6 protein-coding genes and 1 pseudogene are annotated in these 13,140 nt (G+C 72.4%); all 7 read left to right on the forward strand.

What is annotated here, in order from left to right:
• Positions 1–21 precede the first annotated feature (21 nt).
• Positions 22–7,305: a non-ribosomal peptide synthetase gene (locus tag B7C62_30935; protein ARF76200.1), complete on the forward strand. Its 7,284-nt coding sequence runs from the start codon at positions 22–24 to the stop codon at positions 7,303–7,305.
• Position 7,306: 1 nt separating this feature from the next.
• Positions 7,307–8,476, forward strand: a pseudogene (locus B7C62_30940) (FAD-dependent monooxygenase).
• Between the two features lie 68 nt (positions 8,477–8,544).
• Positions 8,545–9,474 carry a short-chain dehydrogenase gene (locus B7C62_30945; protein ARF76201.1) on the forward strand — a complete coding sequence of 310 codons (930 nt, stop codon included), beginning with the start codon at positions 8,545–8,547 and terminating at the stop codon, positions 9,472–9,474.
• 142 nt (positions 9,475–9,616) lie between these two features.
• On the forward strand, positions 9,617–10,111 hold the full coding sequence (locus B7C62_30950) for a flavin reductase (GenBank protein ID ARF76202.1): 495 nt from the start codon (positions 9,617–9,619) through the stop codon (positions 10,109–10,111).
• 14 nt (positions 10,112–10,125) lie between these two features.
• Positions 10,126–11,334 carry an oxidoreductase gene (locus B7C62_30955; GenBank protein ID ARF76203.1) on the forward strand — a complete coding sequence of 403 codons (1,209 nt, stop codon included), beginning with the start codon at positions 10,126–10,128 and terminating at the stop codon, positions 11,332–11,334.
• Between the two features lie 27 nt (positions 11,335–11,361).
• Positions 11,362–11,757, forward strand: a complete 396-nt coding sequence (locus B7C62_30960; protein ARF76204.1) for a hypothetical protein — start codon at positions 11,362–11,364, stop codon at positions 11,755–11,757.
• A 16-nt stretch (positions 11,758–11,773) separates the two neighbouring features.
• Positions 11,774–13,129 carry a hypothetical protein gene (locus B7C62_30965; GenBank protein ARF76205.1) on the forward strand — a complete coding sequence of 452 codons (1,356 nt, stop codon included), beginning with the start codon at positions 11,774–11,776 and terminating at the stop codon, positions 13,127–13,129.
• The last annotated feature ends 11 nt before the right edge of the window (positions 13,130–13,140 follow it).

The raw sequence follows: 13,140 nt of genomic DNA on the forward strand, positions 1-13,140 counted from the left end.
AAGGAGTGGCATTCAGTGGGGATGGCAGCTGAATTCAAGGCCCTCGAATTAACCGGCTTCCAGCGCGACATCTGGGCGGCCGAGGCGCGAACACCGGGGAACTGCCAATTCAACGTACTGGTCCACGAACGGCTGGAGGGTGCCGTCGACCGGGAGCTGCTCGGCGCCTGTCTGGCCCGTGCGGTGCGCGCGCACGACGCCTTCCGGCTGCGGTTCGGCGAGGACGGCGACGGCGTTCCCCGGGTCCGGCGCATCCCCGAGGCGCCGGACGCCCCGCCGCTGTCCTGGGATCACCTCGACCTCTCCGGTGAGCCCGACCCCTCCGGCGCGGTACGGGCCCGGTGCGAGCAGGAGCTGAGCCGGCCGCTGGATCTGCGGAACGGGCCGTTGTTCCGGGCCGCCGTGCTCACCGAAGGGCCGGACGCCGTCCACCTCGTCCTGACCGCGCACCACATCGTGACCGATGCCTGGGCGCTGAACGCACTGACCTTGCGGATACTTTCCGACTACCGCATCCGCGCGTCCCGAAATGCCCTTCCGGCCTCCGGGGAAAAGGACGCCGATCCGGCCGACCGGGACGATTCACCTTCGTACTGGGATTCCATCCGGGAATTCGGATACCGGGCCGACGATGCCGACCGCGATACCGGCCGTGAGAACGACCGCGCGTTCTACCGGAATTATCTGGCGGGTACCGAGCCCGCTCTCTTCACCCGGTCCGGCGCCACGCGGCCCGGACGCGGGCGGCACTCCTTCGCCGTCGGCGAGGAGCTGGTCGGGCGCATCCTCGACGCCGGGGCGTCCCCCTTCCCGTACCTGCTCTCGGCGCTCGCCGTATGCCTCGCACGCGTCCACCAGGCGGACGAGGTCGTCATCGGCGTGCCCTTCCTGAACCGGCGGACCGAGGACGAGCGCGCGACCGTCGGCCAGTTCGCCAACAACCTGCCCCTGCGGATCGCGGTGGCGGAGGATCTGCCCCTGGTCGACCTCGCCGACCACGTACGCAAGCGGATCGACGAGCTGAGGGAGCACGAGCGGCTGCCCTTCGGCGACATCCTCCGCGAGGCGCCCACGCAGGAGGCCCACGGCCGTCGGCTGTTCGATGTCACCGCCTCCTACCTGCGGTTTCCCCGACCGCCGGAGATCCCGGGCGTGCACCGGACCACCACGATCATGGCCCCGGTCCACGCCACCGACGCGCTCTCCCTCATGATCCAGGCGTTCGAGGACGAGCCGGGGCTGCGCGTCGACCTGGACTACGCCGACGACGTGTTCGACGGGCACCTCACGGCCGAGGCGCTGGCCGGGCACATCGGTGAACTCCTCCGCCACGGACTGGACTTACGGGAGCTGCCGGTCTCGGCGCTGCCCATGCTGACCGAGGACGAGTACGAGGACGTCGTACGCCGCCGTCAGGGCGCCCCCGTGCCCTACCCCCGGGAGAAGACACTGCACCAGCTCTTCACCGAGCAGGCGGCGCGCACCCCCGGACTGACCGCCGTGGTCGACGGCTCCTCGGGCGCCACGCTGACCTTCGCCGAGCTCGACCGGCTCTCCAACCAGGTGGCGCGGGCGCTGCGCGAGCGGGGCGCCGGACCCGGCGAACGGGTCGCGATCCTCGCGGAGCGCGGCCCGGAGCTGCTGCCCGGGCTCCTCGGCATCCTCAAGGCGGGCGCCGCCTACGTACCCGTCGATCCCGGCTACCCGCCCGCGCGCATCCGGCTGCTCCTGGAGGACTGCGGGGCGAAGCTGGTCCTGCGCGGCGCGCAGGAGGTCCCGGAGCTGCCCACCGGAGCCCCGGTGCTCCGGATCTCCGAGCTGACCCAGGGCTCCGACCGGCCGCTCGGCCCCACCGCGTACGCGGACGACCTCGCCTACACCATCTACACCTCCGGTTCGACCGGCCGCCCCAAGGGCGTGATGGTCGAGCACCATGCGGTGGGGAACCGGCTGATGTGGATGCAGCGCCGCTATCCCATAGGCCCGGGCGACACACTTCTTCAGAAGACGCCCATCTCGTTCGACGTCTCGGTGTGGGAACTGCTGTGGTGGGCCGTCCAGGGCGCCCGGGTGGTGCTGCTGCCGCCGGGCGCGGAGAAGGACCCGGCGCAGATCGCGCGCACGGTACGCGAGCACCGGGTGAGCGTGATCCACTTCGTGCCCTCGATGCTCGGCCCGTTCCTCGACCTGCTGGAGGACGACCCGGAGAAGGCCGAGGGAGTCCGCTCGCTGCGCTCTGTTTTTTGCAGCGGTGAAGCTCTGCCGCCGGAGCGGGCCACGCAGTTCAACCGGGTCTTCGGTGGCGGTGACGCGCCCCGCCTGGTCAACCTCTACGGCCCCACCGAAGCCGCGGTCGACGTGACCTATTTCGACTGCCCGCCCGCCTCCGAAGGGCCCGTCACCCGGGTGCCCATCGGGCGCCCCGTGGAGAACACCACGCTCTACGTGCTCGACCGGCACGGCCGCCCCCAGCCCGTCGGCGTCCCCGGCGAACTGCACATCGGCGGTGTCCAGGTCGCCCGCGGCTATCTGAACCGGCCTGAACTCACCGCCGAACGCTTCGTCAAGGACCCCTTCGCCCCCGGCGGCCGCCTCTACCGGACCGGGGACCTGGCCCGGCTGCTGAACGACGGCACCGTCGAATACCTCGGCCGGAACGACGACCAGGTGAAGATCCGCGGCAACCGGGTCGAACTGGGCGAGGTGCAGAACGCCCTCGTCGCCCTGGACGCCATCCGGGACGCCGTGGTCGTCGACCACCTGCCCGGCGGCGGCCGGGGGCCGGTCCTCGTCGCGTACTGCACGGCCGACCGCGAACTCGACCCGGCCCGGCTGCGCTCGGCCCTCGGCGAGGCGCTGCCCGCCTATATGATCCCGGCGCACTTCGAACGCCTCGACGCCCTTCCCCTCACACCCAACGGCAAGGTCGACCGCGCGGCGCTGCCCGCCCCGGACACCGGCGCGTCCGACGACCCGGACAGCGGGCCGCGCACCACCCGGGAGGCCGTGCTCGCCGGTATCTGGGCGCAGGTGCTCGGCGTCGACCGGGTCGGCGTCCACACCGACTACTTCGTGATCGGGGGCGACTCGATCAGCATGCTCCGGGTGCGGGCGCTCGCGGAGAAGGCGGGCCTCCGGTTCTCGACCGACGACTTCGTCCGCAACCCGACCGTGGCGGCCCTCGCCGAGTGCGCCGAGGCCACGGCCGACACCGACACCGACACCGACACCGGCACCGGCACCGGGCCCGGCGCTACGGACGGCTCCGCGGCCCCGGCCCCCTTCGCCCTGGTCACCTCGGTGGACCGCGCCCGTCTGGAGACGTACGAGGACGCCTACCCGCTCACCCGCCTCCAGCTCGGCCTGCTCTTCCACAGCCGTGAGAAGCAGGACTCCGCGACGTACAAGGACGTCTTCCGCTACAGCCTGGCCATGCCGTGGCGGGAGCCGGAGTTCCGGGCGGCCTTCGACCGGCTCGTCCGGCGCCATCCGGTGCTGCGGTCCTCCTTCGCCCTCGGCGGCCACACCGAGCCGCTCCAGATCGTCCAGCCGTCCGTCGAGGGCGGGCTGAGCGTCGAGGATCTGCGGGACGCCACGGCGGGGGAGGCCGAGGCCGCCATCGAGGAGCACATCGCGAGCCGACGCCGGTACGACTACCGGTTCGACCGCGCGCCGCTCCACCACTTCCGGGCCTTCGTCCTGCCCGGCACCGTCGAACTGGTCCTCAGCTTCCACCACGCCATCCTCGACGGCGGCAGCGTCGCCAACCTCGTCTCCGAACTCCTCCGGGACTACGGCCATCTGCTCCGGATGGACCTGGAGCCGGTGCCGGACACCGCGCCGCCCCCGGCCGCGCTGCACGTCGCCCAGGAGCGCGCCGCCATCGACGCCAAGGAGGGCCGCGCCTACTGGCAGAACCTGCTCTCCGGCGCGCCCCAGCTCCACCTGGAGAGCTTCCGCCCCCATGAGGCGCCGGGGAGCGACGAGCGGGTGGAGTGCGACCTGCACCTGCCCGCCGAGCTCGTCGGTGCCGTACGCGCCACCGCCCGCGACCGGCGGGTCCCGGTGAAGTCGGTCCTGTTCGCCGCGCACGTCCTGCTGCTGCGTGCCCTGTCCGGCGAGCGGGACGTGACCACCGGTCTCGTGGCCCACACCAGGCCGGACACCGAGGGCGCGGAGCGCACCTGCGGACTCTTCCTCAACACCCTGCCCGTCCGGGTGGACGCGGAGCAGGCCACCTGGTTCGACGTGGTGGGGCACGTCCTGGACCGGGAGCGGGAGGCCCATCCGTACCGGCGCGTGCCCCTGGCGGTCATCCAGGAGGACCTGGGCCGCTCCACCCTGGTCGACACCCTGTTCAACTACATCCACTTCCGCCAGCTCGGCGAGGTCTTCCGGACCCCCGGCATCACCAGCCGCGGCTTCGCGGTCCGGGAGGAGACGAACTTCTCCCTCGTCGTCAACGCCATGGTCGACCCGGTGGACGAGGGCATCCGGCTCCGGCTCGACTTCTCCGGACAGTCCTTCACCCCGGCGCAGGCGCGGCTCTACACCGACACGTACGTACGGATTCTCCGCCGCCTCGCCGAAGACCCCGACGGCGCGGTCGAGTTCGGCTTCCTCGCACCGGCCTCGCCGCCCGTGCGGACCGGGCGCCCGCCGGTCAACGTGGTCCGCGCCTTCGAGGACCGCGCACGCCGGACGCCCGAGGCGCAGGCGGTGGTCGCCGACGGGCTGACGTGGAGCTACGCGGAGCTGGACCGGCTCGCCACGCGGATCGCCACGGGGCTGCTGGACTCGGGGGTGCGCCCCGGCGAACGCGTCGGCATCGCCATGGGCCGTACGCCCGCGACCGTCGCCGCCATCCTGGGCACCGCGAAGGCCGGGTGCTCGGCCATGCCGCTGGACACCGCCTATCCGGTGGACCGGCTGCGGGCCATGATCGAACAGGGCCGCCCCGCCCGCGTCGTCGTCGACGAGGAGCACCAGGACCTCCTGGAGCCCACGGTCCCCCTTCTCCCGTACGGGGCACTGGCGGCGACCGACCGCACCGCCGACCTCCCGGAGATCTCCGAGGACGACGAGGTGTACCTCCTGTTCACCTCGGGCTCGACGGGCCGGCCGAAGGGGGTGTCGGCACCGCACCGCTCCCTGTCCAACCTGGTGGCCTGGCAGAACGGGATCGCCAGCACCGCCGAGGGCGCCCGTACGGTGCAGTACGCGCCGCTCAGCTTCGACGTCTCCTTCCAGGAGCTGTACGCCACCCTGTGCGGCGGCGGCACGCTGGTCGTCGTCACGGAGGAGCTGCGGCGGGACATGCCCGGCCTGCTGCGGCTGCTGGACCGGGAGCGCGTCGAGCGCATGCACCTGCCCTATGTCGCCCTCCAGCAACTGGCGGAGGCATCGGTCACCCTCGGCCTGGTGCCCCGGAGCCTGCGCGTGCTGTGCTCCTCGGGCGAGCAGTTCCGGACCACGGACGAGATCCGCCGCTTCTGCGCCTCCCTCGGCGACGCCGTGATCGACAACCACTACGGCCCCACCGAGACCCACGCCGCCGCCTTCCACGAGATGACCGGCGAGCCCGGCGCGTTCCCCGCGCTGCCCCCGGTGGGGCAGCCCATCCACGGCGCCCGGCTGCTGGTCCTGGACGCCCGGACGCGCCCGGTCCCGACCGGGGCCCGGGGCGAGATATACATCGGCGGAGCCGGTCTGGCCGACGGCTACGCGGGCCGCCCCGACCTGACCCAGGAACGGTTCGTACCCGCCCCGGACGGCGACGGGCTGCTCTACCGCACCGGCGACGTCGGCATGGTCCTGCCCGACGGGAACGTGGTCTGCCTCGGCCGCGCCGACCGGCAGGTCAAGATCCGCGGCTACCGGGTCGAACCGGCGGAGATCGAACTGGTTGCCGCCGGGGCCCCGGTGGGCGGCCCCGACGTGATCACCGACATCGCCGTCACCGCCCGGCGCGACGCGGCGGGCGACACCTCCCTCATCGCCTTCCTGGTCGGCGACGCCGAGCGCGCGGACCTGGACGGCCTGCGGCGCCACCTGCGCGCGAAGCTGCCGGACTACATGGTGCCCGCCCACTTCGTCTGGCTGCCCGCCATCCCGCTCACCCCCAACGGCAAGCGCGACGAGGCCGCGCTGCGGCGGATACAGCCGGAGCGCGCGGAGCCAGCCGGGCGCGTCGCCCCCCGGGACACCCACGAACGGGTCCTGGCCGAGATGCTGGCCGATCTGCTCCACGTACCCGAAGTGGGGGCGCACGACAACCTGTTCGACCTCGGCGCCACCTCGATCACGGCGATGCGCCTGGTCGTCCTCCTGGAGGAGCGGTTCGGCACCGCGATCCCGCTGTCGGACTTCATCGTCGCGCCGACCGTGGCCGAACTGGCCGGGCGGCTCCGCTCGGCGGGCACCACGGCCACCGGGTTCGACCCGCTGGTCGCGATCCGGCCCGAGGGCACCCGGCCGCCGCTGTTCTTCGCGCACCCCATGGGCGGCAATGTGCTCTGCTACGTACCCTTCGCCAAGCGTCTCCCGCCGGACCAGCCCTTCTACACCTTCCAGGCGGCCGGGGCTGACGTCGGCACCGAGCCGGTGCGCGGCCTCGAACAGCTCGCCGCCGACTACATCGAGGCGATGCGCCGCGTCCGGCCGACCGGGCCCTACCACCTCGGCGGCTGGTCCTTCGGCGGGTTCGTCGCCTTCGAGATGGCCCGTCAGCTCCACGCCGCCGGGGAGCGCGTCGGCTCGCTGATCCTGCTGGACACGACGGCGCTCAACCCGGGACGACGGCCGTGGACCGACGACGAGGCCCTGCTCGGCTGGTTCTTCTGGGAACTGCTCTGGCTCCAGCACGGCAGCGCCACGGCCGGTGACCTCCTGCCGCCCGGTCTGGACACGCTGGAGGAGAAGTTCGCGTTCATGACCCGGCTGGCCATCGACGAGGGCGTCCTGCCAGCGGGCAGCGGCGACGCCGTCGTCCGCCGCCTGTTCCGGGTGTACGAGGCCAACTGGCGCTCGGCCTTCGACTACCGGCCCGGTGTCGTGGACTACGACGTCCTGCTCGTCCGGGCCCGCGATCCGCTGCCGGGCGTCCTGCTGGAGATGCACACCGCGATCGACAGCATGCACGCCGACGAGACCAACGGCTGGCGGGAGCGCACCCGCGGCCGCCTCTCGGTGGTCGACGCCGAGGGCGACCACCTCACGATCATGGAGGAACCGCGCGTGTCCGACATCGTCGGCACGGTGCTCAGGGCCATGGACATCCGGACGAGCGAGAGCGGGCAGAGCTGACATGGGAAAGACACGAAGCGCCATCGTCGTCGGCGCGGGCATCGGCGGACTGACCACGGCCATCGCGCTGCGGCGCACCGGCTTCGACGTGGAGGTGTTCGAACGGGCCCCGGAGCTGCGGGCCGCCGGATTCGGCCTCTCCGTGATGAGCAACGCCACCGCCGCGCTCGCCACCCTGGACATCGACCTCGGCCTGGAGAAGCGCGGCCGGGTGATGGAGACGTACCACGTCAAGGACCGCAAGGGCAGGCTGATCCGGGAGTTCCCCTTCCCCGAGATCACCCGGCGCATCGGCGTCCCGTGCGTGTGCATCAGCCGGGCCGATCTGCTCGCCGCGCTTCTCGATCAGATCGGGGACGTACCCATCAGGCTGAACGCCGCCGCCGAAGGGTTCGAGGTGGCGGGCGACCGGGCCCGGGTGCTGCTCGCCGACGGCTCATCGGCCGAAGCCGATCTCCTGGTCGGCGCCGACGGGTTCAACTCGGCCGTCCGGCGGCAGCTCGCCGGGCCGGACGAACCCGCCCACGACAGCGGCTACATCGCTTGGCTCGGCATCACCGAATACCGCCACCCCCGGTTCGCCCCCGGCTCCGTGGTCCATCTGTGGGGCGACGGGATGCGGTTCGGCCTGGTCGACATCGGCGGGGGCCGCCTCTACTGGTGGGGCACGAAGAACATGCCGTACGAGCGGTCCAGCACCTGGGACGGGGGCAAGGCGGGGGTGCTCGACGCCTACTCCGGCTGGCCGGACGAGGTCCGGGAGGCGATCCGGGTCACCCCGCCCGCCGACCTGCTCACCCTGAACACCCGGGACCGCTCGTTCCTCCGGCCCTGGGGCACGGGCCCGGTGACCCTCCTCGGGGACGCCGCCCACCCGATGCTCACCAGCCTCGGCCAGGGCTCGGCCATGGCCATGGAGGACGCCGCCGTCCTCGCCCGGCACCTGCGCCACGCCCCGGACGTGCCACGGGGGCTGCGCGGCTACGAGGCGGCCCGGTACGACCGCACCCGGACGATGGTGGAGGCCACCCGCTCCATCAGCGAGTTCGAACAGTCGCAGGGGCCCGTACGCCGCCGGGTCCGCGACGCCTACTTCCGGTGGATGCCCCACCGGAAGCTGGTCGGCAAGCTCGAACCCGCGCTGACCTTTCCGGGCGACGGCATCCTTCCCGGGACGTACGGGAGCGAGACCTACGGGAGTGGCACCTACGGGAGCGGGACCTACGAGAGGACGGACCGATGAACGCCACCGCACCGCACGGACCGCGCGGCAGGCGCCTGCCGCCCCACGGAGCGGTCGTCGTCACGGGCGCCTCGTCGGGGCTGGGCCGCGAATGCGCCCTGGAGCTGGAGAGCCGCGGATTCCAGGTGCTCGCGGGGGTCCGGCGCGAGGAGGACGGGGAGAAACTGCTCACCGAGGCGCGGTACGGCAGGCTCCACCACACCCTCATCGACATCACCGACGAGGCGTCGGTACGGGCCTCCGCCGAACTCGTCGCCGACCGGTACGGCGGGCTGCGCGGCCTGGTGAACAACGCCGGGATCTGTGTCCCCGGCCCGCTGGAGTGCATCGACGGCGACCAGCTCCGCCACCAGCTCGACGTCAACCTGGTCGGGCACCTGTCGATGATCCGCGCGCACCTGCCGCTGCTGCGCCGGTCGAACGGACGGATCGTCAACGTCACCTCCGGCCTCGGCAAGACCGCCGTGCCGTTCCTCGGCGCCTACTCCGTCGCCCAGTTCGCCAAGGAGGCGCTGAGCGACGCCCTGCGGCGCGAGCTGGCGCCCAGCGGTGTCCGCGTCTCGATCGTGGCACCGGGCGCCATCCTCACACCGATCTGGAGCAAGGTCTCCCAGGCGGGCGAACGCGCGCTGGGCGACGCCCCGCCTGCGGTCGCCGACCTCTACCGGTCCGCCCTCCAGGCGTTCCTGGAAGGCAACGCCCAACTGGCGATGGCGAGCCGGACCACCCCCGAGGACTTCGCCCGGACGGTCCTCCGCGCCCTGACCGACGTACGCCCCCGGGCGCGCTACTGGGCCGGTGCGGACGCCCGCCGGGCGGCCCTCCTGGCGCGGCTCCTTCCCGACCCGCTGCTGGACCGCCGGTTCCGGGGGATCACCGCCTTGGTGGGCGCGCCCGGCCCGGTGGGGAAGACCCCGGTTCCGTAGGGGAGCGCCCGGCCGCAGGAGAGCGCCGGCTCCGAACGAAAGCGCCCCGGCCGCAGGAAAGTGCCTGGCTCCGAACGAAAGTGCCCGGCTCGTTCACGTTCTGGGAGAAGGAATGGTTACGGAGCGAGATTTCAAGGACCTCATGGCCGACGTCTGCACTCCGGTGGCGGTGGTCACGGTGATGGCCGACGGCCTGCCCCACGGCACGACGGTCGGTTCGCTCACCTCGCTGTCCCTGCGCCCGCCCATGGTGACCGTCGCGCTGGCACACCGCTCCCGCCTGCTGCCGAAGATCCTGCGGGCCGAGCGGTTCGGCGTGAACCTGCTGGGCGCCGGGCAGGCGGGCGTCGCCGCCGCGTTCGCCTCCCCGGCCGCCGACCGGTTCGACACGGTCGACTGGTGCCTGGACGACGGGCTCCCGCGTCTGCGGGAGGCACCGGGCTGGCTCGCGTGCGGGCTCCAGCGGTACGTCACCGGCGGGGACCACCTCCTGCTGCTCGGCCTGGTGGTCCAGGTCTCCGGCACCCGGGACACCGCCCCGCTGGTCTACGGCCGCCGGACGTTCGGCACGCACTCCGCGTTCGCGCGGGAAACCCCCCGACCCATCACCGACCACATCACGGCATTCGCCCACTGAGACGGAGACCCTTCATGACCGACCCCCGGACCGGGACGGCCCGCCCTTCCCCCGAACCCTCCGAACTCCTCCGTACCGCCCGCGAACTCGTCCCCCACCTCGCCCGCAACGCCGAACAGGGGGAACGCGACCGGCGGCTCACCGACGAAACCGTCAAACTCCTCACCGACGCGGGCATGTTCAGGCTGGCCGTGCCCCAGCGGTACGGCGGTCACGAAGTGTCCCTGCGCACCCTGGTCGACGTGTCCGCGGTCCTCGCCGAGGGCGACGGCAGCAGCGCGTGGGTGGTCGCGGTCGGCAGCTCGCTGGCGTGGGCCGTCAGCCTCTTCCCCGAACAGGCCCAGGACGAGGTGTTCGGCGCCGACCCCGACACCAGGGTGTCCGGCGTGCTCACCCCGAGCGCCACCGCCCGGCGGACCGAGGGCGGATACCGGGTGTCGGGCCGCTGGCACTACGCCTCCGGCTCCTGGCACGCCGACTGGTCCGTGATCGGCTTCCCGGTGCCGGACGCCACGGGGCGGATCGTCGACCAGGGCATGGCCCTGATACCCGCCGCCGACTACACGGTGGAGGACACCTGGTTCGTCGCCGGTATGCGGGCCACCGGCAGCAACGCCCTGGTGGCCGAGGACATCTTCGTACCGGACCACCGGGTGGTGTCGGTGCCGAAGGCGATGGCGGGCGACTACCCGGTGCAGCGGTCCGGCGGCCGGCAGCCCCGTTCGGCCTTCGAGCAGTTCCTCACCGCCGCCCCTCTGGTCGCCACCCAACTCGGCCTCGGCCGCGCGGCTTTGGAGCTGATAAAGGAGAAGTCAGCGGAAAAAGCGATCACGTTCACCTTCTTCGAGAAGCAACGCGATTCCACGGCCTTCCAGTTGCGGATCGCGGAGGCGGCCCAGAAGATCGACACCGCCCACCTGCACGTCCACCGCGCCGCCGCCGACATCGACGGGGCGGCGGAGCGCGGCGAGCCCCTGGACGCCCTCGGGCGCATCCAGGCCCGGGCGGACCTCAGCGGAGCCGTCGGACACATCACCGAGGCGATCGACATCCTGCTGACCGCGCACGGAGCGGCCAGCTTCGCCGACAGCAACCCGCTCCAGCGGATCTGGCGGGACTCGGCCGTGAGCGCCCGGCACGCCATCCTCCAGCCCGCGATGATCAAGGAAATGTACGGCAAGACCCTGCTGGGCATCGACGAGCCCATCTCCCCGCTGGTCTGACGCGGACACTCGTGAAGGAGTAGAGACATGGCCGCACGCGCGTACGGCACCAAGCAGGCGAACTGGCAGCAGTTCGCCGACACCCGGATCTACATCGGCGACCTGGCCGACGACGGGGTCCCGAAGTCGATGGGCGCGGGGTTCGCCAGCCTGCACCCCGGGGACGTCATGGAATGGGTGCCCAGCTACGACGAGTTCATCGTCGTCCTGTCCGGACGGTTCGCCGTGGACTTCGACGGCGGTTCGGTGACCGCGGGCCCCCACGAGCTGGTGTGGGTGGAACAGGGCGACCCCGTCACCTTCCGGGCCGACGGCGAGGAGGTTCTGCTCGCCTTCGGCACCAACCCGCCCTGGCAGACCACCCCGGAGACCCTGGCGAGCGCGGCCATGTTCCGGCCGCTCGCCGCCTCCCCGGTCGACTGACCGGGGGAGGAGAGACATGTCCACGACCACCGGGGCCCTCCGGACCCTCCAGCGGGAACTGAGCCCGCTGGAGCGCTGGTACTGGATAGCCGACCAGATCTCACCGCTGAACGTCGTCGGACGGGTCCGCCTGCACGGGCCCGTCCCCCGCGCCTCGCTGCGCTCCGCCCTGACCGCACTCCAGGACCGCCACCCGTCGCTGCGGGTGGCGATCGAGGCCGATACGACGGGACGGCACCCGCGCTTCGTCCCGGCCGACGGCCGCCCCGTCCCGCTCGACCACCGCACCCTCGAATCGCCGGAAGCCGTCCGCGACGGCTGGGCGCACGTCATCGACGAGGAGCTGGTCAACGGCCGCATCGACCCGCTGACCGGACCGCTCGCCACGGCCGTCGTGCTCAGCGGCCCCGGGCCCGCCGGAGAGGTGCACGACCTGATCCTGAGCGTGCCGCACGTCATCGCGGACGGGACCACCGTCATCTCCCTGCTGCGGCAGTGGGCGGAACTCGCCGCGGGCGGCCCCGCCGGACCGCGTGCGGCGCTGCCCCCGGCCGAGGACCTCTTCCCGGCCGAACACCGGGGCACGGCGGGGCAGGTACGGGCGAAGGCCAAGGCCGACCGGGACGAGGCCGACCTCGAACGCCTGCGCCCGCATCGGGTGGACGCCGACCGGTCCGTACCCTTCGAACAGCGCCGCACCCGCTTCCTCCACCGGTCGCTGGACGCCCCGGCCCTGGACCGGCTCGCCCGGGCCTGCCGGGCGCGCGGGGTCACGATCCACGGTGTGCTCGCCGCCGCGATGGTGCGCGCGCTCGCCACGGACGCCGGGGCCGCCGACGGCTCCTGGTACTCGATCGGTTCCCCGGTCGACTTCCGGGGCGACCTCGAACCGCCGGTGGACCCCGACGACGTGGGCAGCTACGTGGCGACGATCCCCACCCTTGTCGAGCATCTGGCGGACCGTCCGCTATGGGACACCGCCGAGGAGATCAGCGCCGACCTCAGGAGGCGCAAGGCCCTGGGCGAGCAGTTCTCCATGATCAACCAGATCGGCTCCTCCGGCCCGCAGAATCTGGCCGAGAGCCTGCCCTTCGTACGGCACCTGGACGAGAAGGGGCCGATCAACTTCTGCCTCTCCAATATCGGCCGGTTCCCGTTCCCGGACACGGTCGGCCCCTGGCGGGCGACCGGCGCGCAGTTCGTCGCCTCGCTGTCGGTGGTGGGCGCGTTCGTCGCCACCGTCAACTCCAGCCACCACCAGCTCGCCTGGAACTTCACCTACGCCCAGGGGCTGGTCCGGGACGAACGCGCGGCGCGGATCGCCGACAGCTGCGTGGAACGCGTCCTCGCCCTCGTACGAGCAGCCGACTGACCACCCAGCCA

The sequence above is a fragment of the Kitasatospora albolonga genome, assembly GCA_002082585.1.
In the GTDB taxonomy this organism is placed as follows: Bacteria; Actinomycetota; Actinomycetes; order Streptomycetales; family Streptomycetaceae; genus Streptomyces; species Streptomyces stephensoniae.